Origin of the sequence: Uliginosibacterium silvisoli, from assembly GCF_036017035.1 — a bacterium.
Lineage (GTDB): Bacteria > Pseudomonadota > Gammaproteobacteria > Burkholderiales > Rhodocyclaceae > Viridibacterium > Viridibacterium silvisoli.
Genome location: NZ_JAYXHS010000001.1, coordinates 324,912 through 350,557, shown reverse-complemented (window position 1 = coordinate 350,557; position 25,646 = coordinate 324,912). Strand labels below are relative to the sequence as shown.

Genomic DNA, 25,646 nt, shown 5'->3' with positions numbered 1-25,646 from the left:
TCGGTTCATGAACGCACCAAGAATCCTCACTTCAGCGCAGAGCTCAATCGGCGCAATCTTGATCGATGCAGGACGGCTGCGCCCGGATGATGCGGAACGCATTCTGCGCCTTCAACGAGAGCAAAATCTACGCTTTGGCGATGCAGCCATTCAGCTCGGAATATTGACGGACGCAGACGTGAAGTTTGCGTTGTCCCGTCAGTTTGATTACAGCTATCTCGTTCGAGGTGACAGCTCCGTTGCAGAGGAGGTCATCGCTGCATACAACCCATTTAGCCCGCAAGTTGAGGCACTCAAAGCGCTGCGTACGCAGCTCATGATTCGATGGTTTGACCGAGCGCCTGAAAGGAAATCACTGTCGATAGTGAGCCCTGAGGTGGGGGAAGGGCGTTCATGGCTTGCCGCGAATCTGGCCGTGGTTTTTAGCCAACTGGGTGAGCGTACGCTTTTGATCGATGCGGATCTGCGCAGTCCCAAGCAGCACAGTCTGTTTAGCCTTGAGAACACAACGGGTCTCTCTGCTGTTTTGGTTGGGCGCGCAGGGAATGAATGTATACAGAAGGTTCCACAACTTCGGGATCTTTCCGTCATGACGTCGGGGGGCTTGCCTCCCAATCCAAGCGAGCTCTTGTCGCGTCAAGTGTTTGCGGATCTGCTGTGGGGTCTTGCATCCGAGTATGACGTAATCCTGCTGGACACGCCGTCTGCAACGACTTACCCGGATGCGCAATCAATTGCGGCACGCACTGGCGGAGCTTTGATGCTTGCGCAGAAAAATATTACACGCGCTTCGAAATTGAGGGCTGTTTCTGATTCACTCGGGCAATGCGGCGCTGTGATTGTTGGCACCGCGATGACCGATCACTAATTGCTCCCCCGCGAAAGATTGGTGCCAAGCCATGGACTACAAGACGTCATTTGGCATTGGCCCTCAACCGTACGCGCTTTCGTTTGACGCCCCTGGCTAAAGACATGCTTTCCATTGCATCAAAACCCCCTTGGAATATCAATGTGCAGCGGCTGCTTCCGTGGTTGATTGTGTTGGCGGGGTTGGGGGCCATGTATGTACCGAGCTTCAACTTCCTCTTTCGAGAGGTCTGGAGCACAGAGCAACAAGCGCACGGACCGATTGTTCTGGGTATTGCTATTTGGTTGTTGCACCGAAAATGGCCAGAGATCATGGCCGCACCTGTGTCCCCCATGCGAGTTGCAGGGCCGATCGTTTTCGTTTTGGGGCTATGTTTCTACATACTCGGCCGGTCGCAAGACATCCTTCTGCTGGAAGTGGGCTCGCTGATCTGGATTTTGATAGCCATCTTGTTGATCTTTCGAGGCAGGGATGCGGTCAAGGCCGGATGGTTTGCATTTTTCTTCATGATGTTCATGGTGCCGTTGCCGCCCGAGATCGTGGATGCAGCAACGCAACCGATGAAGATGGCGGTCTCATATGTCGCGGAGCAAGTGTTGTTTGCAGTGGGCTACCCCATCGCCCGGAGCGGAGTCATCCTCCAGATCGGGCAATATCAACTTCTGGTAGCCGATGCATGCGCAGGTTTGCATACGCTATTTACGCTCGAAGCGCTGGGTCTGCTCTACCTGAATCTTGTTCGCCATGAATCGCTTGCACGCAATGTCTTGCTTGCAATTCTGATCGTGCCGATCAGTTTTACGGCGAATGTCATACGCGTGATGGTACTGACGCTGATTACCTATCACTTTGGTGACGATGCGGGTCAGGGGTTCCTGCATGGTTTCGCAGGAATGGTTCTGTTTCTGGCTGCGTTGATCCTCATTATCGGCGTCGATTCTCTTTTACGTATTCTCGTCGGGCGTCATCAAACGCATCCGACCGTTAGAGAGGGTGCCGAATGACCGAAGAGTTTGCATCACAACGGCGTCTCGTTATCAAGTCGATAGTCATGTTTGCTTGCATGGCAAGCGCTAGCGTCGTCAGCACTACACTAAAGCCTACTCTCCGTCTTTCTGAAACGCGGCCCAAGGTCAGAATGGCGGATCTGGTGCCCAAGCGATTCGGCTCCTGGACGCTAGACGAGTTTAGTGGCGGAGCAGTCGTCAACCCACAAGCCCAAGAGATGCTTGATATTGTTTATGCTGATGTCCTTAGCCGCGTCTATGTGAATGCGCGTGGGCAGCGCATCATGCTTTCTGTCGCGTACGGGACGACTCAAACTGACGCATTGCAGGTTCATAAACCTGAAATTTGCTATCCCGCCCAAGGCTTTCGATTGCTCTCCAGCAAAGCCAGTCCGTTGCAAACCCCATTTGGCGACATTCCAGTGCGACGACTGGAGACCGCTATGGGGGAGCGCCGTTACGAGCCCGTTAGCTACTGGACAACCATTGGAGATCATGCGGTAAAGAACGAGCTCGACAAGAAAATCCAAGAAATGGAATATGCCGCCAAGGGCTACATTGCTGACGGTTTGTTGTTTAGGGTTTCTTCAATTGACCGCGATTCTGCTGCGGCTTTTGTCCTGCACGAGCAGTTCATATACGAAATGTTGCAAGCTATTCCCCAGGCCGCACGCTTGCGGCTGGCTGGTCTGAGCAACTAGTTCCCTGTCATATTGATCGAGACCAAAACTCATGACCCAGAAAGTCGCACTCATTACCGGTGTTACCGGACAAGATGGCTCCTATCTCGCAGAGTTCCTGCTCAAGAAAGGATATGTCGTTCACGGCATCAAGCGCCGTAGCTCCCTGTTCAACACGGATCGTATTGACCACTTGTACCAAGACCCCCATGTGGATGGCCGCAACTTCATTCTCCACTACGGCGACTTGACCGACTCGACCAACCTGACGCGTGTTATTCAGAAGGTCCAGCCTGACGAGATCTACAACCTCGCTGCGCAGTCGCATGTTGCCGTCAGTTTCGAAGAGCCCGAATACACCGCTAACGCCGATGGCGTAGGCGCCTTGCGCATTCTTGAGGCCATCCGCATCCTTGGTCTTGAGCAGAAAACCCGCTTCTATCAAGCCAGCACTTCTGAGCTTTACGGCCTCGTCCAGGAAATCCCTCAAAAGGAAACCACGCCCTTTTACCCTAGAAGCCCTTATGCCGTGGCTAAGCTCTACGCTTACTGGATTACGGTTAACTACCGCGAAGCCTATGGCATGTATGCATGCAACGGCGTCCTCTTCAACCACGAAAGCCCTCTGCGTGGCGAAACTTTCGTCACCCGTAAGATTACGCGAGCCGTGGCTCGCATTGCACTAGGCCTGCAGGATTGCCTCTACCTGGGCAACATGAGTGCTCTGCGTGATTGGGGGCATGCCCGTGACTATGTCGAAATGCAATGGCTAATGCTGCAACAGGACAAGCCCGAGGACTTTGTAATAGCCACCGGTGTTCAGTACAGCGTACGTCAGTTCGTGGAATTCGCTGCGGCAGAGCTCGGCATCACCATCAGCTTCGAAGGAGAGGGGGAGCGGGAAATTGGCGTCGTTCAGAGCGTTGCTGGCGACAAAGCCCGCTGCAAGGTTGGCGACGTGATCGTCAAGGTGGATCCACGCTACTTTCGCCCTACCGAAGTCGAAACCCTGTTGGGTGATCCGACCAAGGCTAAGGAGAAGCTTGGCTGGGTGCCCACGACGACGCTGCAGGAGCTGGTGAAAGAGATGGTTGTCGCCGATTACGCCTCGGCGCAGCGCGATGAACTGGTCAAGCGGGCCGGCTTTCAGGCTTACGACTATCACGAGTAGCCCGCGATATCATGCAAAAGCAATCCGCCATATATGTTGCTGGGCATCGAGGCTTGGTCGGCTCGGCCATTGTTCGTCGGCTTGAGGTGAATGCTTACGCCAACATCCTCAAGCGCACGCATTCAGAGCTGGACCTCACGGATGCCGGTGCGACTGATGATTTTTTTGCTCAGCACAAACCAGAATACGTTTTCCTTGCAGCTGCAAAAGTCGGAGGAATCGTTGCCAACAATTCCTATCCGGCGGAATTCATCCGTGACAACCTCGCTATTCAGACGAATGTCATTCACAGCGCATGGAGACATGGCGTAATCCGCCTGCTGTTCCTTGGCTCAAGCTGTATCTACCCCAAGCTCGCCCCGCAGCCGATGAAGGAAGAGCATCTGCTCACTGGGCCGCTTGAGCCTACGAATCGTCCTTATGCACTTGCCAAGATTGCCGGTATCGAGATGTGCTGGAGCTACAACCGCCAGTACGGCACGAAGTATCTTGCGGCCATGCCTACTAATCTCTACGGACCGGGCGATAACTACCATCCGCAGAACTCGCATGTCATTCCCGCGCTACTCCGAAAATTTCATGAGGCGAAAGAGCGTGGTGATGCAAGCGTTACCGTGTGGGGGAGCGGTACACCGCTCCGCGAGTTCATGTATAGCGAAGACATGGCAGATGCCTGCGTACGCTTGATGAGTCTGTCCGATGACCTGTACGACAAGATTCTGGCGCCAGCAGGTGATGAGTCGTCGGAACAAGGCCTCGCGCCGTTGATTAATGTAGGTGTAGGTGAAGATCTGTCGATTCGACAACTTGCCGAACTGGTACGAGATGTGACGGGCTACGCAGGCCGAATCGATTTCGATACAAGCAAGCCTGACGGTACCCCACGCAAGCTGATGGACGTAACGCGCCTGGATTCAATTGGGTGGCATGCATCAATGCCATTGCGCGATGGACTTGCACTCGCATACCGCGACTTTCTTGCCGAATACGTGTCTTAGTACATCACGAGTTGGCACGAGACAGGCATGCGCTTGTTCGTACGCCGAATGAGTTTGCGAAGAGGAAATTGTCTGTGCTTGGCGATGTCTTGATACGAAATACGGTGTTCTGGGTGTCAATCGCGCTATCGATGCTGTGCGTGGCGTTTCCGCCTTTCCGTTATCTTTTCTTCGCTGTCCCGCTTCTTGTTCTGATCGCAACACTGGGTGACCGCGAAGCCCGTTTGGGAGACGAAGCCAAACCATTCCTTGCATTTGTACTGGCGGGATTGGTCCTCTCTCCGCTGGCCAATACAGAAGGCATGAAAGATCTTTTTCTGACCTTCTCTGGCATTTCGATTGCGCTCCTGTGCCAGGTTCCTGTCGTGCGCGCGCGTACGCTCTTCGTGTGCTCTCTGATTGCGGCGCTGATCTACTTTCCTCTCTTTGGTAATTTCCGCGGCTCCCTGCAATTTGACATCATCAAGTCGATATCGCCTTTCGAATCAAATTTCGGATTTGTATTCGGTATGGTGGCTGTTTTCGCATTGATGGAAGGGCGCAAGTGGCTTGCTTTTCTATGTCTGGTTCTGGCTGTTGTGTGTCTGAAGCGGATTGCGGTGCTGGGAGCAATGGTCTGCTTCGTGATGTGGTGGGTCGGAGAGAAAAACGGTCGTCGGATTCTCAATCCGGCCTTCATGGTGATTGCCAATCTCGGGCTGCTTGCTTTTGTCTTGCTGTATGGAGCTGGATATCTGGATTCTGCAATTCTGGCGCTGACAGGCGAAAGTGCCAATCAGATCGGCGTCGGCAGGCGTGGTTTATTGTCACTGCCAGCGAACGAATTCTTCCACCATCCGGAACAGTTCATCGCGTTTGGTCAAGGGCCTGGTTCGACATACGGGTTGGCAACAATGGGAGCCAATGAGTATGGCGGGAAGGCAAATCTTCACAGTGATTTGCTCAAGATATTCTACGAGTACGGCGTGTTGTTCTATGCCATATTCATCTGGCTCATGTATTCATCGCGTAGATATTCGACGCGAATCGCTTTTCTATTCATGAACGTATTGTTCCTGACTGACAACACATTGATCTATTACTTTCTCTTACTCGTCTTTGCTGTTGGCGTTCGGAGTCTTGAGGATGCGGGGAAGGAATTTGCAATGGAGTCCCCTCAGTCGTTGGCCGACGACCATAGCGTCGCGCTCGCAAGTCTTACTAGATGAGCGCCGTCATAACGCGCATCGCTGTAGTAGTGATGCTCGCGTTGTGCTGCAGCGCTCATGCTGCTTACTACGGCGCTGCCGACTGGCGTCCGAATGCGTGGGGCTTGCCAGCCCCCCAGGCGGCGCTGTCTCGCTTTCCAGCGTGTCAGTACAAGGATGAAAGTGGGCTGAGTTTTGAAGTCGTCAGCAGAGGCGGAGGGGATATCGAAATCACCTTGCCTGGGGCTCTGCAAGCCGGAAAGGCGTACCAGTTTTCGGTTTGGCTCAAAGCGGCGAAGGGATCGCCCACGGTGGACTTGTTCTATCGGAGCGATGCTGCCCCCTATGAAACCTGGGCTGTTCGTACTGTCTCGTTGGGAGCTACATGGACCCGTGTGCAGCTGCATGGCATTTCAACGGGTTTGACAGTTGGATCAGTAAGAATTGCCAGCAGGCAGCTTGGCGCAGCAGTCTGCATAGGGCCAGCACAAATCGAGCCAATGGGTATGCACGCTGTGGGCGTCCCGATTCGACCGATGAAGGTGACTCCACGCTTGTTCGGCGTGCATCTCAATCAGCTGGGAACGCATCGTGGTTGGCCCAGCTTCAATCCCGGCATCGTTCGATTGTGGGATTCGGGAACTACCTGGGCAGATCTTCAGCCGACCAAACGACCAATCGACTGGTCGAGTGTGCATGGTCGGCGGCTCGATCTATACGTGCAGCACATCAAGAAAAACAATCCGCAGGGCAATGTCCTCTTTACTCTTGCAATGACGCCGGTATGGGCGGGGTCAATTCATTCGAAGCGTTGCAACGACTCATCTTATGGGCCAGGCAGCTGCACTGCACCGTCAGACCTCAATGATTGGCGAGACTACGTCCGATCAGTGGTGACGAGGTATGCCAAAGATATTCGATATTGGGAAGTGTGGAACGAAGCGGACATATGGACTCAATGGGATGGCTCGCCACAGAGGATGTTTGATCTAGTACGGGCAGCCTACGAAGAGATAAAGGCGATTGACCCGACTCTTGTTGTCATTGGCCCCAATGTCACCAGCAACGGACTACGCTTTCTGAACGAATTTCTCGTAGCCGGAGGAGCTCGATACGTCGACGCGCTCAGCGTCCATGCCTACCTCGAGCGGGATCCCGAGCGCGCCTTGTCAAGTTTGCGCAATGTTCAAGAGACTGCGAATGCTTATGGCATGTTGCCGCCGCTCTGGAACACCGAGTCCGGAATATCTGCGACCAGCGCAGCTACGCAGGGAGGTTTGAGTGCCGAGACCACACTTGCGCAAGGGCTGATAGGCAGCGCTGCGCTGGGCGTCTCCAATTTCAACTACTACACATGGGAAGGGTCCGGTTTTGTGCCGCTGGTTACGTCAGACTTCTTGACGTCGACTTCCACCGGCGTTGCTCTTGCACGCGTGCGACGCTGGATCAATGGCGCGACCCTCTCTTATCTACCTGACCCTGTTGCGGGCATGAGTCTTATCCAGATCGAACGCGATGGGACCAAGGCATATGTTGCCTGGACAGAGAAAGATTCCGGCTTGCTGAGCGTCACGGCTATCCCGGGCGCTGATCGCTATCAAACCTTACTGATCAGAGCAGACAAAGCCGTGTCAGGCGAGAGCATCGCAGTTGGTACGGAACCGACTCTGTTCTTCGGCAGCGAATTCAGATTTGACGATAGTTGGGTGCCCTGACTGTCGGGAAGAATTCTTAAGTCGTTTCTTTCCTGCGCCACCTGAAATTCGGACCCCAGGAACCTCCCAGAGGCGCTTTGTTGTTTTCAAAGCCATTCGCATGCTGAGAAATTTCTTATTTAGACCTTTGTCTACTGACGATTCTGCTCTTCTAAAAGGGGTGGCTGTCTGCGCTGTCGTTTTTCATCATGTTTTAGCCTTTCCTGAACGGTGGCCGGATTTTTTTAGAGAGATCTCTGTGTTTCCGGTTTTCGTTCATGGCCTGTCGCTTGAAAGTGTCTGCGCCAAGGCCGCAGCGGTAAGCGTTTCTGTTTTTCTGTTTGTTACAGGCTATGGTTTCGCCGCAAGAGCCAGGAATGCAGATGGATACAGAAAATGGGCCAGTCGTTTCATTGCATTTCTCTCTAGATTTTGGCTTGTGGTGGCTCTATATGTCCCATTGGGCATATGGCTTCATCGGCATTGGGGGGGGGGCTCGAATTATGCCAAAGAATTTTTGGGTTCGACAAGATTCGTCTGGAATACAGAGGATTTTGTGCTGACGTTGCTAGGGTTTTCAGAACGTTACAACTCTGAGTGGTGGTTTGTCGGGCTGTATCTAATGTGTTTGCTCACAATGCCTGTCTTGTTGAGGGTGCTTGCGCCAGGCGCAACATCCCTTCTTAAAGTAATTTTTCTATTTATTGTCAGCCTTTCGGTTTTTTCTATTTCTTCGCGCGTTGATTTTTGGCCGTTAGTCAGATTGAGTGCATGGATATTTCCTGTTTTGACTGGAATTGTGTGTTGCAGGTGTGCTCAAGAAGGGATTCGTGAGCGAGTGCGATTTTTGCCCGGAGAGTGGGCTCTCTCGATTTTCTTGGTTGCTATTTATCCCTTTGCGAGAATGGGGTTTGCCCGAAAGTTTGAGAATTGGGGAATCCCACCTTCTCTCGTAGACTCGATTGTTCTCTTGGTGTGCGTGCCTGTCTTTTGTAAGTCCCGCCTGTGGGAGCGTGGGGTTGGGCTGTTTGTGCGCAAGATCTTTGAGGGCCTCGGTCGTGAGGCTATTTGGATATGGTTGGTTCATAGTTTTTATTGTTACTATTTTTTTGATCAATTTGTCTATTCCATTGGAATTTCAATAGTTGTTTTTATGTGTGTGATGCTGATGTCGCTCGTCAGTGCATGGTTTTTAAATGGGTGGTTCCTGTATTTTCAAGGGTGTTTAATAAAGAAAATTCGCTAATTTTCTACCTGATAGCGCGGCTCGTGCTTGATAAGAGCACCATTTGTGACGAGGAGATATCAAGGGACGGCAAAGATCTGGGCATTCGAGAAATCAGGTCCGTTGGTCTGAGAGAAGAGCCGTCGGTGCCGAAGCGCTACAGATGCGTACTGGTTGATCCGTGAAGTTGCGAGTACTTCTCACGATAAGGTCCGCTCCGTTTTGTTCTGAGCGACAAGATGGTGAGACAACAGTATTTCGCTTCTGCCTCCCGTTTGGATACCACGTGAATCACCTGCTGCGCTTGACTTGTATTTCCGTATTTTCTCTATTTCCCCTGAGTGTTCTTGTCGGCGGTTGCGGCGGGGGCGCTGGTGGCGGGCTTCCTTCTGACTCGTCGATCACAGCCCAATCCCGGCTGCAGGCGGCTGCACTGGTGTCATCGTCTTCTTCGTCCCGTACAACGCAGGCGACGCAGGCATCGGGTGTCATGACACTAAGCGCATCCTCTCCATTGGCTGGTGAGACGGTGACGCTAGGAACCAGTGATTTCGAGGCGGCGTTCTTGAGCTGTGCGCAAGGCTGGGACGTCAATAGCTGGGGAGGGGCACAGTTCTCCGTTTCGCGTGTATCTCCTGGCGCCAGTGGAAGTGGTGCGCAGGGGTTCAAGCTGATTTCGAAGGGTTCTGGCGGCGATGCGCACCTTGTGTATCGATTCAATCCGGCTGCGGGTAAAACCTATCGTGCCAATCTACGCGTCAAGCTTGATGCGGGTGCCAGTGCCATTCTCGCAATTCGTCAGAACAACGCCCCTTTCGTGAATTTCGCGACGACAAGCATCGTCGGTACAGGTGGCTGGGCTTCAGTCGTGCTTGAAGGTGTTTTCGGGACCAATGATTCGGGTGCGTTCCGCATACAACTTAGCCAGCCCAATCAGCAAATTGCGATTGATAGTTTTCAGTTGCGGGAGATGCCGAAGCCTGTGCTGGACGTGATAGGCGCAAGTGATTTTGAAGCGCCTTTTTCGTCCGTGGCGACAGGATGGGCTGTGAACTCCTGGTTTGGCGCGCAGGCAACTGCCAGCCGGATGTCATCAGGCACCGCCGTCGGCGCCGGTGCACAACTATTTGCAGTGCAATCCAAAGGCTCCGGGGGCAATGCGGAGCTCTACTATGCGGCGCCTTTCGTTCAAGGGAAGGTTTATCGCGCCCGAATGAAAGCGCTGCTTAACAATGGCGTCCGGGCTGTGATTTTCTTCCGGCAGGACGCGTTTCCGTACACGGTCTACGCCAGTAAATTGCTGGAAGGAAATGGCGGCTGGCAGGAGGTTTTCGTTGAGGGGGCCTATCTGGCGAATACGTCGGGATCGGTGCGGGTAAGTTTAGATCAAGCCGGGCAGCAGATCGGGATAGATGATTTTCAGGTAGGAGAGGTGCTGGTGAATCCCTTGATGCCGAGCCTTGGCGAGAAGGTTTCACCGCTGCTCTTTGGCATGCACGTCAATCGACTGGGAACCCACGCAGCATGGCCAGCTCTGAACCAGAGGGTCGTTCGTATGCATGACACTGGCACGCTATGGAGAGATATCCAACCGGACAGCAATGCTGTTGATTTTACGAACAATGCGGCGATAAAGCGGCTAGACATGTATCTGGCCTACGTGCAGAGGAATGATCCTGCAGCATCGGTTCTTTTCACTTTTTCCGGTGTGCCTCAATGGTTGGCGACGGATCCCAATAGTCCGGGAGAATATGGTCCGGGCTCCTCTTCACCACCTAGAGATATGGCTAGCTGGCGATCATTTGTTCGCCAGATGGCTATTCACTACAAAGGTCGCATCAAGTACTGGGAGGTCTGGAACGAGGCGAATTATTTCGGTTTCTGGAATGGAACGCCTGAACAGATGGCAGTCATGACCCATATTGCATATCAGGAGTTGAAGTCAGCGGATCCAGCGAACGTTGTTGTCGCCGCTAACATGGACTTGGCGGCGCTGGACCGCTATCTCAGCGGAGGGGCCAAGGATTTTATAGATGCTGTCTCCTTTCATTTCTATTTTGATGATCAACCGGAGAAGGTGGCGGCTCAAGCGGCGGGTGTGCGGCAGATCATGGAGGCCCACGGCATCAGCCAGCTTCCGATCTGGAACACCGAAGGTGCGCCTGATTGCAATGTGTCATCGAAGCCTTGCCAAGCAGCAATGCCGATGGACAGGATTGCGGAGCTTCTTGTCCGGGGCTTTGCCTCCATGGCCGCCGCCGGCGTTTCCAACTTCAACTACTACGTGATGGAAGGTCTTGCGCCGCAGACGGCCTTGTTGGCGTCTGACTGGACAACGGTCACGCCCGTAGGTAAAGCCTACTCTGCAGCCGCCCGTTGGTTGGCGAATGGGCAGATCGAGACTGCCTACTGCTTGCCGGAAGGTATTTGCATGGTGTCGGTAGTCGGCAGAGGTTGGTTGGTCTGGCATCGTCTTGCGGCCGCAACAGTTAATTTGCCATTCACTCCCTCTGCCGTGGAATACATCGATGGAACTCGCGGGGCCGCTGTTACGGGGGCGACAGTGACAGCTACCTCGAGACCGGTGATGTATTTGAAATAGCAGCAGGTCTTTGGAGAAAACGTATTGCGCCTGCTGGGAAGCGGGTTTTCTTGCGCAGTTCAAATCGCGATTGCTCGTGAGGAGGAAGGGGCCAGCAAGACTCCTGTGTTGTTTCTTGCGGCCCTTGTCGATTTGTTCCTGGCCCGCACACGCGAGCGTGCGAAAATAACGCTCAACTAAGCCCGTTCTCGTTGAGCGCGGGCTTTCTCATCACGGCAAGGACGACATTTGCTATGTAGCCCTCTGGGCGTGCAGTAAATGAACAGTCATGTTGCCGGTCTATGATCGTGTGTTTCAAGGGCAAGATCGGTGCGGGACTGGGTCATAGCAAATCTCCAGAAGCCACGGTTCTGGATGTTGTTTTCCATGCTTTGCGCTCGAGGCGTGGGGTTTGCCACGAGCTTCATGCTTGCGCGACTTGCTGGCGCTCATTGGCTTGGCGCGTACACGGCGGTGCTTAATACGGCTGCAGCGGTGACATCCCCGGTTTCACAGGTTTTGGCCAACAATGCGACTTTGACGGCTGCTCATGCCCACAGGGAGGGGCTAAGTCAGTTTCGTGCCCATGCCAAGGGACATCTATTGCTTGGCACGATACTGTCTCTGCTGGCCTGCATGCTTTTTGCATGGCTTCAGTGGGATGTGATCGGAGGCGGTTCGCGAGTTACTTGGGGGCTCATGTTGGTAGCGGGGTGCTGTGTTGCCTCAGGACAGGTTATTGCCGGGATAGTCCAGGGTTTTTATCAGGGGGCAGGGCGCTTTCTCACCGCAGCTCGTGTTACAGCGGCTGTTGCAGTGAGCACGGGCGTCCTGGTGCTGCCTGCAGTGTGGCTCGGCGGGGTTCATGGGGCGTTGATGGTTGCGGCGATTGTCGCAATAGTGCCGGGCTTCTTGTTGTGGGGCGGGATCTTTCGCGGATCGGGGTGGAACGAGGCAGGAGGCTTGCCGCTGGTGAAGAAGCTCGAGGCCCCGCTGCCGGAGGCGCTTCGACGCCTTTGGCGCGCGTGTCCGAGTGTTGGTGCAACGGGGGTAAATGCGGCGGTCAATTGGCTCTGCACAATCTATCTGGTGCAACAAGGTCACGGCCTTACCGGCGTTGGTGTGGTGGCTGTGGCGACGCAATGGTCTACCTTGCTGTTGATGCCGGCGACGAGTTGGGGAGGGCTGACGCTAAAAGCACTGACGGACAGCGTAGCTTCGGGACGCCCTGCGGAAGTGCGCGAGACCATATGGCGACAGATTCTCAAGAACGTTCGGGTCACCGCGATCATGGCTTTGGTGCTGACCCTTGTTTCTGGCCTGATTGCGAAAGCGTACGGTCTCGCAGATTCTGATTTGGGCCTGTTGTTATGTGTAAATGCGGCTGCTGCAACGGTGGCTGCCGCCAATAATGTCTTCGAGCGCTTGCTGGTGTGCCTGGACGCGCAATCTATGTGGTTCGTCTATTCGTTGATGGCTTTCGCGGCGCAACTGGCAATCACCGCAATCTTTATTCATCGAGGATTGGTATTCGTGGCAGTGGGGGTATTGCTGGCCGGTGTACTGCAGGGACTGTTGTGTTCCATGTCACTGCGCTCATTACTCAAGCGTGTAAGGCTGTAAGGGGCCGGCAATGATTTCTGTAGTGATTCCGCTATACAACAAGGCGGATAGCATTGGGCGCGCAGTTGAGTCGGTGCGCAATCAAACGGTGAAGGACTGGGAGCTTGTCGTCGTGGATGATGGCTCGCATGACGAGGGCGCAAACATCGTCACCGCTTTTCATGATCCTCGAATCCGGCTGGTGGCGCAGACAAATGCGGGGGTGTCCGCTGCACGCAATCGTGGCGTTACAGAGGCGCGCTCAGAATGGATTGCGTTCCTCGATGCAGACGACTACTGGGATCCTGCCCACATCGAGAATCTCGTCGGGTTGATTGACCGATTTCCCGGTTCGGCTATGTACGCAACTGCGTATTACGTGGTCAGTGAGTCGGGCGCATCGCGAAAGATTCGTTTGCGTCATGAAGGCGAAGGCGGCTATCTCATGAGCGACTATTTCGCCGATGTTCTCGAAGTGGAACATCCTGTTCATAGCTCAGCAGTGGCCATAAATAGGCGGTATTTCGCGCAAATAGATGGGTTTCCCGTTGGCGTCAAAGCAGGTGAAGACATTATTACGTGGGCCCGGTTGGCGTGTATCGGCACGGTCGCGTATTCGGGTAAGGCCACCGCCTCGTATGTAGCACCTCCGGTAAGTGCTCACATCCGTGATGAGGTGATTCGCCGTCCACAAGTGCCTGATTATGTGGGTTTGTCGCTAAAGTCTCTTCAAGAGTCTTGTGTGAAACACGCAGCGAGTCTGCGGCTTTTTACTGCGGACTGGTACCGGATACGGGCAATGATGTTTCTTGAACTGAACGAGCGCATACGTTGTCTTGGAGAGTTGCGGCAGGCCGTCCGGCTCTCAAAGCTTCGTTCCAAGGATGTCATATGCATTGGATTGTTAGGTCTACCTTCCGTAACGCGCAAGCAGATGCTGGCGTGGATTCGTCGTAACAAAGCACGGGGATAGTGAGTGGCCGCGGATCGTAGATTGTCGATGGAGAGGGTATGAAAGATCTGGTGCGGGCCAAGCCGCGACTGGCCGTCATTGAAATGGCCGTTGGACGCAATACACCTGCGGGGAGCTGTGTGCTGGCCGAGGTGAAAGGACTGACAGACATGTTTGATGTCGTTGTCTTTTCCGATGTGTGTGACGTTGCTGGAGAGCCCGGTGTTACGTGGATTCGCGTGCCATTGCCAGCGAGGCCAAATGTACTGCGCTATTTGGCGTTCCATATAAATGCCCCGTTACGTTTCCTCTTGTGGCGTTTGTCAGGGGGCGTAGCTGATCGCATTCAGGCTACTCAGGGGCAGCTGCCAGGCGCTGACGTGGTTTACGCACATTTTTGTCATGCGGCTTATTTGAAGGGGGCGTGGGCGGCGTCAACGGTGACAGGTCCTCGCCGTTGGGCTCGTTGGGTGACACACCGATGGAGTGCCTGGTTCGAGGCGCGCGCCGTAAGTCGGGCAGAGATAATCGTGGTTCCATCTCATGGCCTTCAGCGTGAAATGACGGGAGAGTATCCGGATATCGCGTCGCGATTCGTATGCATTTCCAATCCTGTCGATCTGGAGCGTTTTGCAAGGCCCCCTGACTTTGATCGCCACACAGCCCGTCGAGCGCTGGGCATTGCGGAGGACGACATCGTTTTGTCTTTCATGGCGCTTGGAGATTTCGAACGTAAGGGTTTGGGGCTGTTAATAGAAGCCCTTGGCGGGGTGACGAGCGAAGTCCAGCAATCAGTTAAGTTCGTTGTAATTGGCGGGCAGGGTTCCGAGATCTCGGAATACCAAGCGTTCGCAGAGTCTTTTGGGCTGGCTGGTCAGCTGATATTCGTCGGTATGCAATCAGATGTGTGCCCATACCTGTGGCTATCCGATGCTTTTGCCTTTCCCTCCGCCTATGAGATCTTCTCCCTTGCGATCCTGCAAGCGGCCGCGGCTGGCTTGCCTGTATTGGTTAGCGCACGTCTTTATGGGGCCGAAGAGTTTGTTGTCGACGGTGTCAATGGTTGGGTCGCGGAACGTAATGTAGAAGCCGTGCGCGACGGATTGCTCCGAATTCTGAATGATCAGCCACGGTTTGGTGAGATGGCCGGCGCGGCCTCAAATTCGGTTGCTCAATACTCCCAAGAGGCATTCCAGTCGCGTTGGCGAGCATTTTACGCAGGAGCCTCAAGCAGGCTGGCCGTACCCGCTGCCAATTCCAAAAGAGCCCGTGTGCAGCGGTAAAGCCGTCGTCAACGATGTCGCAAGTAGAGATGCATGGCCTCTGTGCGCATGAGACTGCAATTCGCAAGCGGTGCGGGAGTGCCGCAAGAGAGCGTAGCGCGCAGGAGCACGAGATGGAAAATACAAGGGAGCGATTGAGCGGCAATATCTTGCAATGCCAGTTGCAAGTGCGCTTGATCAGGATGACTCATGTGATGAAGGTGCGAGCATGAACGCGAGCAATGCGAGGGTGCTGCTTGTTCATAACGCGTATCAGCATCGCGGTGGTGAGGACTCAGTGGTTGAGGCCGAGATGGAGTTGTTGCGTGATCACGGCCATGCCGTAGAGTTTTATGGTCGTGATAACGACGAGGTGACGGATGCATCGCGACTGAGTCTTGCGTGCCAAACGCTTTGGTCTGCGCGTACAGGCGAGGACGTGCAGCGTTTGATTGCAGACTTCAAGCCGGACCTGATACACGTACACAACACGTTCCCGCTGATTTCGCCGAGCCTGTTTTGGGCTGCTTCGCGTGCGCGAGTGCCTGTAGTCCAGACGCTGCATAACTTTCGCCTTCTGTGCCCACAGGCGATGTTCTTGCGTGAGGGCAAAGTATGCGAAGACTGCAAAGGGCATGTCCCGTTGCCCGCGGTTGTGCATGGCTGCTATCGCGGTTCGCGTGCGGCCACGGCGGTGCTAGGGGGTATGTTGAGCTTGCATCGCATGCTTGGTACCTGGAACAACAGGGTGACTCGGTATATCGCACTTAACGATTTTTGCCGTCAGAAATTCATCGAAGGTGGTTTGCCCGCCGAGCGCATTGTGCTCAAGCCAAATTTCGTGGATTTCGCTACACCCACTGCGAAAGTGCGTGGAGGTTTTCTGTTTGTAGGAAGGTTGTCGGCAGAGAAGGGCATTGCTGTTCTGATGGATGCTGTGAGGCTGGCGCCTGAGCTTTCGCTGCGAGTGGCTGGTAGTGGCCCTCAAGCGGATCTGTTGGCGACCCAGCCCGCCGTACGGACGCTTGGCGCGCTCAATAGCGAGGGTGTGCGTAATGAAATGAGTGGTGCGTTGGCGCTGGTTTTGCCAAGTATTTGGTATGAGAACTTCCCGCGCACGATCGTCGAGGCCTTTGGTTGCGGCTTGCCTGTCATTGCAAGTCGGCTGGGGGCGTTAGCAGAAATCGTCGAGGATGGCGTAACGGGGCTGCTATTTGAAGCAGGCAACGAGTGCGATCTCGCGGAGAAGATGCGCTGGGCGCAGGCACACCCGGAACGCATGCTGGAAATGGGCCGAGCGGCAAGGCTTGAGTACGAGACGCGCTATACCGCAAACAAAAACTACGAAATCCTGATGAAAATCTACAGCGAAGCAATGGTGGCGGAGCACGCATATGCGCAAGGTTGAGAGAGTGATTGGTGCTCCGATCGATGTACTGGATTGGGATACTGCCTTGGGTCGTCTGCATGACTGGGCAAGTCGGCATGAGAGTCGCTATGTCTGCATATGCAATGCACATTCTATTGTGACGACATCACAAGATCCTTCTTTTGGTAAGGCCGTGCAAGAGGCAGATATGGCAACCCCTGATGGCGCACCTGTAGCGTGGATGCTGCGTAAGCTGGGGAACGCAGATCAGGCTCGCATTAATGGTCCCGACCTTATGTGGCGCTATTGTTCGCAGGCAGCGCAGCGCGGGGATAGTGTGTTCCTATATGGTGGCGCGCCCCAAACACTGGAGATTCTGCAGCGCAAATTGCTTGCCGCGTTTCCCGGTCTGCGTATTGCTGGCGCTATTTCGCCACCTTTTCGGGCTCTGTCTGCTGAAGAGGACGCTCAGGTCGTGGCCGAGATCAATGCATCCGGAGCAGGTACCGTGTGGGTTAGCTTAGGATGTCCGAAGCAGGAGCTATGGATGGCGGCGCACAGGGGGAGTGTGCGGGCGGTAATGATTGGGGTTGGCGCAGCATTCGACTACCACGCAGGCACGATCAGAAGAGCTCCGAAATGGATGCAGGATCGAGGATTGGAATGGCTTCATCGCCTGTGCAGTGAGCCGCGCCGTTTGTGGAAGCGTTATTTGGTTACGAATACCTTGTTTGTATCCGGCGCTTTGAGACAGCTGGCAGCGAGGCGCTAGCTTGATATCGACGGGGGCAGCATAGGTATTTCGGCTGAATGAGCAAAATCGGCGTATCGGGCGCTCATCGCAAAATAGCCTGTATATGCGAGCTGATAGTTTAGAATTAAGGCCTTTTTTGTAAAAAGGCCTTTTTTGCGTGGCCCTTGTAACTTTCCGGATTTGATCTGATGACCATTCTCGTGACCGGCGGTGCCGGATTCATTGGTAGTAACTTTGTTCTCGACTGGCTGCGGGGAAGCGACGAGCCGGTTGTCAATCTCGACAAGCTGACCTATGCCGGCAATCTGGCGAATCTGGATAGCTTGAAAGGAGATGTGCGTCACATCTTCGTGCAGGGCGATATCTGCGATCGGGACTTGATCGATTCGCTGCTGGCGACGCACAAGCCACGCGCGATCGTGCATTTCGCGGCGGAGAGTCACGTGGATCGCAGCATCCATGGCCCGGGCGAGTTCATGCGCACGAACATCGATGGCACCTTCACCTTGCTGGAAGCTGCCCGTGCTTACTGGAGTGCGCTGGAAGGCGATGCGAAGACCGGCTTCCGCTTCCACCATGTCAGCACTGATGAGGTGTATGGCTCCCTGAAAGCGGAGGATCCGCCTTTCACGGAAACCAACCCTTACGAGCCGAACAGCCCGTACTCGGCCAGCAAGGCGGCCAGCGATCACCTGGTGCGCGCCTGGCATCACACGTATGGCATGCCCGTGACGACAAGCAATTGTTCGAACAACTACGGGCCGTTCCATTTCCCGGAAAAGCTCATTCCGCTGATGATCAGCAATGCGCTGGCCGGCAAGCCGCTGCCCATTTACGGCGATGGCCAGCAGATTCGTGACTGGTTGTATGTCACCGATCATTGCAGCGCAATTCGCGCTGTGCTCGCGGGCGGGCGTGTCGGTGAGGTGTACAACGTGGGCGGCTGGAACGAGATGCCGAACATCCAGATCGTGAAGACCATCATTGCGCTGCTGGATGAGCTAGCCCCCAGCAGCGAAGGCAGTTATGCGCGCCTGATCACCTACGTGAAGGATCGCCCGGGACACGACAGACGCTACGCGATCGATGCACGCAAGATCGAGCGCGAGCTGGGTTGGCGCCCGGCGGAAACCTTCGAAACGGGCATTCGCAAGACCGTGGAGTGGTATCTCGCGAACGCGGCTTGGGTGGCCAACGTGCAGAGCGGCGCTTACCGTGAATGGCTGGGCAAACAGTACGGTCAGGCTTGAGCATTTCGAGAGACGATTACATGACTAAATCATTGCGCGTCCTGTTGCTGGGCAAGGGCGGCCAGGTGGGTTGGGAGCTGCAGCGTGCGCTCGCGCCGCTGGGCGAACTTGTTGCCCTGGATTTCGACAGCACGGATCTGTGTGGCGACTTCACCAATCCGGCAGGCCTGGCGGAGACCGTGCGTGCCGTGCGCCCTGACGTGATCGTCAACGCCGCCGCACATACGGCAGTCGACAAGGCGGAGAGCGAGCCGGAGTTGGCGAGAGTGATCAATGCGACTGCGCCCGGTGTATTGGCGACGGAAGCGGCAAGCCTTGGCGCGTTGCTGGTGCACTACTCGACGGACTATGTGTTTGACGGTGGTGGCGAGCGGCCTTGGCGCGAAGATGATGCTACGGGCCCATTGAGTGTGTATGGCAGCACCAAGCTTGAAGGTGAGCAACTGATTGCCGCGAGCGGGTGCCAGTATCTGATTTTCCGCACGAGCTGGGTGTATGCCGCGCGCGGCGGGAATTTCGCGAAGACCATGCTGCGCCTCGCAGCGGAACGCGAGAAGCTGACCGTCATCAACGATCAGTTCGGTGCGCCGACGGGTGCCGACCTGCTGGCTGATGTGACGGCGCACGCCATTCGCGCCGTGCGCACGCAGCCAGCCCTGGCAGGTACGTATCACCTCGTTGCGTCGGGTGTGACCTCCTGGCACGAGTACGCGCAGCACGTGATCGGCTTTGCGCTGGCCAAGGGGCAGACGCTCAAGTTGGGTGTGAGCGACATTGCACCGGTGGCAACGAGCGCGTTCCCGACGCCCGCCAGGCGGCCGGCAAACTCGCGGCTTGATACAGGCAAGCTGCGCGAGAGCTTCGGGCTGGAGTTGCCGGCCTGGCAGCAGGGCGTGGATCGCATGCTGACCGAGTTCCTCGGCGTCTGAGCCGCGGCCGGATTTGAATTGACTGAAATGGATATCGATCGTGACTACTCGTAAAGGCATCATTCTCGCCGGCGGGTCGGGCTCTCGCCTGCACCCGATCACACTGGGCGTTTCGAAGCAGTTGGTGCCCGTGTATGACAAGCCGATGATTTACTACCCGCTGTGCGCGTTGCTGCTGGCAGGCATCCGCGAAGTGTTGATCATCTCCACACCGCAGGACACGCCGCGCTTCCAGCAATTGCTTGGGGACGGCAGTGCATGGGGTGTGCGCTTCGAGTACGCCGTGCAACCCAGCCCGGATGGTCTGGCACAGGCCTTCATCATCGGCGCGGATTTCGTTGCCGGCGGGCCGTCTGCCTTGGTCCTTGGTGACAATATTTTCTATGGTCATGGGCTGGCTGAACGCCTGCGTGCTGCCGACGCCCGCACCTCGGGTGCATCGGTTTTTGCCTACCCGGTGAATGATCCCGAGCGCTATGGCGTGGTCGAATTCGACAAGAGTGGCCGTGCGATCAGCATCGAAGAGAAGCCGGCGCAACCGCGTAGTCGCTATGCCGTGACGGGTCTCTATTTCTACGACGAGCAGGTCGTGGACATTGCGGCCAACCTCAAGCCTTCGCCACGCGGCGAGCTGGAGATTACGGACCTGAACCGCGTGTATCTCGAGCGTGGCGAGCTGGATGTGCAGCTGATGGGCCGTGGCGATGCCTGGCTGGATACGGGCACGCATGACAGCCTGATCGAAGCGGGGCAGTTCATCCAGACGCTGGAGAAGCGCCAGGGCCTGAAGGTGTGCTGCCCTGAAGAAGTGTGCTGGCGCAACGGCTGGATCGACGATGCGCAGCTGACCTCTGCGGCCAAGTTGCTGGGCAAGAGTGGCTATGGCCAGTATCTGTCGCGACTGCTGGTTGACGGGGGCCTGTGATGAATGTGATCACTACTGCGATCAAGGATCTGTTGATCATTGAGCCCAAGGTGTTTGGCGATGCGCGTGGCTTCTTCATGGAGAGCTTCAATGCCAATACCTTTCGCGACAAGACGGGCCTGAATCTGGACTTCGTGCAGGACAATCATTCGCGCTCCAGCCGCGGTGTCCTGCGTGGGTTGCACTATCAGATCAAGAATCCGCAGGGCAAGCTGGTGCGCGTGACACAAGGCCGGGTGTACGACGTTGCCGTGGATATGCGCAAGTCTTCGCCGAGCTTTGGCAAGTGGGTGGGGGTCGAGCTGAGCGGTGAGAACCATCGCCAGTTCTGGGTGCCGCCGGGCTTTGCCCATGGCTTCGTCGTGTTGTCAGAGTCGGCCGATTTTCTGTACAAGACGACGGATTACTACGCGCCCGAACATGAGCGCAGCCTGGCCTGGAACGACCCCACCGTGAATGTGGATTGGCATCTGGATGGCATCGAGCCTTTGCTGTCTGCAAAAGACGTCAATGGCAAGCCGCTGGCGGAGTGCGATACCTTCGATTGAGGTGTGAGCAGGCAGGTGTCAGGAGGACTATGCCGCAACGCGTGAAGACGCTTGCGGCATTTTCTTTTCCAGCCGGCTGCTGAATTCGAGGGCCGGCAGGGGGCGGTCGAAATGGAAGCCCTGCACCTGATCGCAAGCGAGTGAGCGCAGGAAGTCGGCTTGTTCTTCCGTTTCCACGCCTTCTGCCGTGACCTGCAATTTGAGGCTGCGTGCCATGAAGATAATGGCGGTGACGAGGGCTGCGTCGTCCGGGTCGTCGCTGATGTCCCTCACGAAGCTGCGATCGATCTTGAGCGTGTGGATAGGGAAGCGCTTCAGATAGGAGAGGCTGGAGTAGCCGGTGCCGAAATCGTCGATGGCAATGCGGATCCCCATGTCTTCGAGACGACCGAGCGTGGCCAGCGTTTCTTCCACGTTGTCCACCAGCATGCCTTCGGTGAGTTCGAGTTCCAGCAGGTTTGGTGCAAGGCCGCTCGAGGCGAGTACGCCTTCTATCATGCCGACGAGGTTCTTCTGTCGCAGTTGCCGCGCCGACAGGTTGACGGCCATGCGCAAGCCCGGTTGTAGTGCTTGCCAGGCTTTGGCTTGTTCACAGGCTTTCTGCAGCACCCATTCACCCAGCGGCACGATCAGGCCGGTGTCTTCGGCGACGGGGATGAACTCGGCCGGGGAGATGGGGCGGGCGTCGCTTTGCGGCCAGCGTAGCAAAGCTTCGGCGCCTTCGATCCGGCCTGTCGTGAGATTGATGACGGGCTGGTAATGCAGGACGAATTCCTCGTGCTCCAGTGCACGCCGCATATTGTTCTCGGTCGACAGGCGGTGTGATACACGTTGGTTCATTTGCGCGTCGAAGAACTGGTAGTTGGCGCGCCCGCTCTCCTTGGCGCAGTACATGGCAGCGTCAGCGTTGCGCATGAGCGTCTCGATGCAATCGCCGTCGCGCGGATAGAGCGCAATGCCAATACTGGCGTCGGCGCTCAGCTCGTGCCCGGCAATGTTGTATGGCCTGGCGAGCTCGGTCAGGATGGCGGCAGACACTGTGGCTACCTCGGCCGCCCCTGCGACATCCGGCAGGGCGACGATGAACTCGTCTCCGCCGAGGCGGGCGATCGTGTCGTCCTCTCGCAGGCGGCCCTTGAGTCGGGCTGCGACGGCCTTGAGCAGTTCGTCGCCGACTTCGTGGCCGAGCGAATCATTGACGTTCTTGAAGCGGTCCAGATCGAGGAAGAGCAGGGCCAGCTCACCACCGCTGCGTCGTGCGCGGGCAATATCGTGACCGACGCGATCGTTGAGCAAACTGCGGTTGGGCAGGCCGGTGAGTGCGTCGTGATGAGCCATATGCACAACACGTTGATCAGCGAGGCGGCGCTCGAGCATTTCGGCCTCCAGACCGGCATTGGCACGCGCCAGTTCTGCCGTGCGTTCGGCGACGCGGCATTCGAGCGTTTGCTGCGAATCGCGGAGTGCAGCTTCGATCAGCTCGTGCTCGTGATACTGGCGGCGGATGACCGCTGCGCCATGGCGTACGATCAGGAACAGGACGCCATAGAGCAGGGCAAGTATGGCGAAGACACCGAGCATGACGCGCTGCTGTGTCGTGCGGATCGCGGCCAGGTCGGATGTGAGGTCGTCATAGACCTCGAACACGGCGACGATGCGGCCGCCCTCGCGGACAGGTATGTAGGACGAGAGCAGATCGCGATCTTCGATGACACGTTCGAACGCGCTGAACTTGTCGCGATGCGACAGCTCGCTGACAACCGTGCCCTTGCTCGCCATGATGAAGCCTGCGTTGCTGCTCTTGTCCTCACCGATCTGCTTTGCGTCCGTGGAGAACACCGTACGGCCGCGCGCGTCATACAGTTTCACTTTGACGACGGATAGCCCTCGCACTTGCTGGCGTAGAGCTCGCGACAGGGCGTCACGGTCAGGGTGCTCGCGGAGTTGATCCGTGCTGAGTTGCCGGGCTTTGTCCAGATAAGGGACCAGTCTTGACCACAACGAGTTGGACAGGACCTGGGTAAGCGCCTGATTGCCTGACTCTCCCATGCGCACCATCGCGTGCACGGCGATCTCGCGATAGAACCAGCCGAGTACGAGCGCAGCGAGCACCATCGACAGCAGGCTCGCCAGAGAGAAATAGCGCAGCAATCGAAACATTGGTTTTGTTCTGTTCATCAGAGTGGTCTCGACAAGCTGCAGGCCGCTGAGCTGTAAATCCTGCGGGCGATAAGGCTTGTCGCCGCTCATGTCATTGCGGACGATCCGCAGGCTACTTGAGGCGCAGATGCGGGAGGATTGTGAAATACAGTGTCACTGTCGTTCTCTTGCGAGAAATGGCACGCACCAATGACAACGGGCTGCACAAGGCAGCCCGTTGTTTCATGCGGAAGTCTTCAGTCGATCAAGGGGTATAGACCGGAGCCTGCGGCGCCGTGCCCATGCCGTTGCCGAGGAAGAAGCTCGGGTGCGGTGGCTGGTTGTAGGCCATGTTCTGGCCGGCAACCTGCGCGCGGTACTGCGGGTCGTGCATCAGCGTCGTGAACTTGTAGCTGGTCGGCACGCCGGTGCTGTAGATCAGCAGGGCGCTGTTGTCGCTGGTGCGCCAGATTACTTCTTCACGCCAGTCGCCGAACAGGTCGGCGGACAGCACTGGGTTAGCCTTGGTGCCGTTGTTGGAGGCTGCGTTCGCGCCGCTCACCAGTGTCGAGACGCTGGCCGAGGATGGGCTCCACTTGCTGATCGTCGTGCCGTCGAGCAGTTCGCGCGACAGATCGCCATCCCACCAGACGCCGAAGTTGATGCTCGGGCGCTTGCTGGTGATCGACACGCCAGTGGCACTGTAGACGCCGCCGACGCTGGACCAGCATTCGTAGCCGGGATATGCAGGGTCGATATCGAGGCACAGGCCGCGGCCGGTATCAACGCCCGTCTTCACACCCCACAGGATCTTGCCGGTGGCTGCGTCGTGCATTTCCATGCCGTACGCGGCGCCCGTGTCTTCATGCACCATGAAGACTTCCTTGCCGGAACGGTTCGGATCCAGGTCGCTCATGTGAATGGCATCGCCATGGCCGAGGCCGGTCGAGTACATCAGTGAGCCTGCACCACTGATCGTGGCTGCGCCGTAGATGATGTCGTCCTTGCCGTCGTTGTTTACATCGCCCACGGTGAAGTAGTGCGCACCCTGACCCGCCAGCTTGCTGTTGGCCGAGTCATTGCTGTCGACCGTCCAGCGGCGGGAGAGCTTGCCGTCACGATAGTCCCAGGCCACGACGACTGCACGCGTGTAGTAGCCACGCGAGAAGATCGCGCTCGGGCGCTTGCCATCGACATACGCCACGCCGGCGAGGAAGCGGTCCACGCGATTGCCGTAGGAGTCGCCCCAGGACGATACGGTGCCACGCGCAGGGTAGTAGTCCGTCGTGGTGATGATCGCGCCAGTCGCGCCGTTGAACACCGTCAGGTATTCAGGGCCGGACAGGATGTAGCCGGAGCTGTTGCGATAGTCGGCGCTCGACGAGCCGATCACCGTGCCCTTGCTGTCCTTGGTGCCGTCTGCGGTCTTGAGCATCACTTCGGCCTTGCCATCGCCGTCGAGGTCATAGACGACCATCGAAGTGTAGTGCGCGCCGGCGCGGATGTTCTTGCCGAGGTCGATGCGCCACAGGCGCGTGCCGTTCAGTTTGTAGGCGTCGATGAAGGTGTTGCCGGTGTAGCCGGACTGCGAGTTGTCCTTGGCGTTGGTCGGCTGCCACTTCAGGATGATTTCGTACTGACCGTCGCCGTCGAGATCGGCGGCGGAACCGTCGTTGGCCTCATAGGTGTAGGCCACACCATCGGGTGTTGTGCCGCCGCTAGGCTTCGAGAGCGGAATCGACAGATAGCCGCTGCCCAGTGCCAGTGCGCTGGCTGCGGATTGCTCGGTGCCGTTGATGACAGGACGCACGGAGTAACCCGAACCGGTGCTGCCGGAGGTGTCCTGGTAATTGGTCGCGCTGATCGGGCTGCTGTTGAGCTTGGTGCTGCCGCGATAGACGTTGTAGGTGATGCCCGAAGGATCGGTGCCCAGCTGGCGCCAGCTCACGAGCACGCCGCTGGAGGCCGGTACGACCACGACGCCGCGGTCGAGCTTCTCGACCTGCTTGGCATTGGCGGCAATGCTGCTGGAGACGGAGCTTGCAACGCTCGAGCTGGCAACGCTGGACTTCGAGCTCGAACTGGAGCTCGGGGTGCTGCTCGCAACACTGCTCGATTTCGAAGAGCTGGAGGATGCAACCGAGCTGGAAGCACTGGAGGTGCTGGAAGAGCTGGCGCTCGCAGCCGGCCCGACCGAGCACCATGCGGACGTTGCGTAGCTGTTGCTCGGGAAGGCAGAGCCGATGCACGCGAAGCTGCCAGTCTTGATGGCGTAGACAAACGAACCTGCCTTGCCCAGCGCCACATTGTTGGTGCCAGTCATGGTGCAGGTCGCGCCGGTGTTCTGTGCGCACTTGGTGTAGCCGGACGGGTAGTCCGTTGCAGCATTGGCGGCCGCGGCCAGGCCAAACAGGCCCACCACACCGGCAAGGTGTCTGAGTTTCATGGTCTATGTCTCCGGATTTATAGTTTTCTGCACGTTTGATAAATGCGGCCGTGCTGCTG

General features: G+C 56.5%; 20 protein-coding genes. 18 read left to right on the top strand and 2 right to left on the bottom strand.

Features of this window, described 5'->3' with window-relative positions; genetic code table 11:
* The first annotated feature begins 7 nt into the window (after window positions 1-7).
* The 18 genes from epsG to rfbC all read left to right on the top strand — a co-directional run bounded on the left by epsG (window position 8) and on the right by rfbC (window position 21,002).
* The gene (gene epsG / locus VVD49_RS01650; protein ID WP_327597384.1) at window positions 8-868 is read left to right on the top strand and encodes a chain length determinant protein tyrosine kinase EpsG; all 861 of its coding nucleotides are present in this window, start codon (window positions 8-10) and stop codon (window positions 866-868) included.
* 104 nt (window positions 869-972) lie between these two features.
* Window positions 973-1,872, top strand: a complete 900-nt coding sequence (gene xrtB, locus VVD49_RS01645; protein WP_327597383.1) for an exosortase B — start codon at window positions 973-975, stop codon at window positions 1,870-1,872.
* Window positions 1,869-2,576: an exosortase-associated protein EpsI, B-type gene (epsI, locus tag VVD49_RS01640; RefSeq protein ID WP_327597382.1), complete on the top strand. Its 708-nt coding sequence runs from the start codon at window positions 1,869-1,871 to the stop codon at window positions 2,574-2,576. The genes xrtB and epsI overlap by 4 nt, the downstream gene beginning before the upstream one ends.
* A gap of 31 nt (window positions 2,577-2,607) precedes the next feature.
* Window positions 2,608-3,726, top strand: a complete 1,119-nt coding sequence (gene gmd, locus VVD49_RS01635; RefSeq protein ID WP_327597381.1) for a GDP-mannose 4,6-dehydratase — start codon at window positions 2,608-2,610, stop codon at window positions 3,724-3,726.
* A gap of 11 nt (window positions 3,727-3,737) precedes the next feature.
* A complete protein-coding gene (locus tag VVD49_RS01630) occupies window positions 3,738-4,724 on the top strand; it encodes a GDP-L-fucose synthase family protein (protein ID WP_327597380.1) in 987 nt (328 codons plus the stop codon).
* 74 nt (window positions 4,725-4,798) lie between these two features.
* Complete coding sequence (locus VVD49_RS01625) at window positions 4,799-5,932, top strand: hypothetical protein (protein WP_327597379.1); 1,134 nt, start codon at window positions 4,799-4,801, stop codon at window positions 5,930-5,932.
* Entirely contained in the window at window positions 5,929-7,626 is a 1,698-nt protein-coding gene (locus tag VVD49_RS01620; protein ID WP_327597378.1) for a GH39 family glycosyl hydrolase, read from the top strand. Before VVD49_RS01625 ends, VVD49_RS01620 begins: the two co-directional genes overlap by 4 nt.
* 100 nt (window positions 7,627-7,726) lie before the next feature.
* Window positions 7,727-8,851 (top strand): acyltransferase family protein, encoded by a 1,125-nt coding sequence (locus VVD49_RS01615; protein WP_327597377.1) that lies wholly within the window; start codon window positions 7,727-7,729, stop codon window positions 8,849-8,851.
* Between the two features lie 265 nt (window positions 8,852-9,116).
* Window positions 9,117-11,432 carry a hypothetical protein gene (locus VVD49_RS01610; RefSeq protein ID WP_327597376.1) on the top strand — a complete coding sequence of 772 codons (2,316 nt, stop codon included), beginning with the start codon at window positions 9,117-9,119 and terminating at the stop codon, window positions 11,430-11,432.
* 405 nt (window positions 11,433-11,837) lie between these two features.
* Complete coding sequence (locus tag VVD49_RS01605) at window positions 11,838-13,034, top strand: MATE family efflux transporter (RefSeq protein ID WP_327597375.1); 1,197 nt, start codon at window positions 11,838-11,840, stop codon at window positions 13,032-13,034.
* A 10-nt stretch (window positions 13,035-13,044) separates the two neighbouring features.
* The gene (locus VVD49_RS01600) at window positions 13,045-13,986 is read left to right on the top strand and encodes a glycosyltransferase family 2 protein (RefSeq protein ID WP_327597374.1); all 942 of its coding nucleotides are present in this window, start codon (window positions 13,045-13,047) and stop codon (window positions 13,984-13,986) included.
* A 38-nt stretch (window positions 13,987-14,024) separates the two neighbouring features.
* Window positions 14,025-15,248 (top strand): glycosyltransferase family 4 protein, encoded by a 1,224-nt coding sequence (locus VVD49_RS01595; RefSeq protein ID WP_327597373.1) that lies wholly within the window; start codon window positions 14,025-14,027, stop codon window positions 15,246-15,248.
* Between the two features lie 208 nt (window positions 15,249-15,456).
* Window positions 15,457-16,635, top strand: coding sequence for a glycosyltransferase (locus VVD49_RS01590; protein WP_327597372.1), 1,179 nt, complete (start codon window positions 15,457-15,459; stop codon window positions 16,633-16,635).
* A complete protein-coding gene (locus VVD49_RS01585; RefSeq protein ID WP_327597371.1) occupies window positions 16,622-17,368 on the top strand; it encodes a WecB/TagA/CpsF family glycosyltransferase in 747 nt (248 codons plus the stop codon). The genes VVD49_RS01590 and VVD49_RS01585 overlap by 14 nt, the downstream gene beginning before the upstream one ends.
* 170 nt (window positions 17,369-17,538) lie before the next feature.
* Window positions 17,539-18,600, top strand: coding sequence for a dTDP-glucose 4,6-dehydratase (gene rfbB, locus VVD49_RS01580; RefSeq protein ID WP_327597370.1), 1,062 nt, complete (start codon window positions 17,539-17,541; stop codon window positions 18,598-18,600).
* 32 nt (window positions 18,601-18,632) lie between these two features.
* Window positions 18,633-19,529 carry a dTDP-4-dehydrorhamnose reductase gene (gene rfbD, locus VVD49_RS01575; protein ID WP_327598928.1) on the top strand — a complete coding sequence of 299 codons (897 nt, stop codon included), beginning with the start codon at window positions 18,633-18,635 and terminating at the stop codon, window positions 19,527-19,529.
* Window positions 19,530-19,569: 40 nt separating this feature from the next.
* Window positions 19,570-20,454, top strand: coding sequence for a glucose-1-phosphate thymidylyltransferase RfbA (gene rfbA, locus VVD49_RS01570; RefSeq protein WP_327597369.1), 885 nt, complete (start codon window positions 19,570-19,572; stop codon window positions 20,452-20,454).
* Entirely contained in the window at window positions 20,454-21,002 is a 549-nt protein-coding gene (gene rfbC / locus VVD49_RS01565) for a dTDP-4-dehydrorhamnose 3,5-epimerase (protein ID WP_327597368.1), read from the top strand. Before rfbA ends, rfbC begins: the two co-directional genes overlap by 1 nt.
* Before the next feature lie 27 nt (window positions 21,003-21,029).
* Here rfbC and VVD49_RS01560 read toward each other — a convergent pair whose 3' ends face one another.
* Both VVD49_RS01560 and VVD49_RS01555 read right to left on the bottom strand, forming a co-directional pair.
* The gene (locus VVD49_RS01560; protein ID WP_327597367.1) at window positions 21,030-23,162 is read right to left on the bottom strand and encodes a putative bifunctional diguanylate cyclase/phosphodiesterase; all 2,133 of its coding nucleotides are present in this window, start codon (window positions 23,160-23,162) and stop codon (window positions 21,030-21,032) included.
* 244 nt (window positions 23,163-23,406) lie between these two features.
* Complete coding sequence (locus tag VVD49_RS01555; RefSeq protein ID WP_327597366.1) at window positions 23,407-25,587, bottom strand: rhamnogalacturonan lyase; 2,181 nt, start codon at window positions 25,585-25,587, stop codon at window positions 23,407-23,409.
* Window positions 25,588-25,646: the final 59 nt, after the last annotated feature.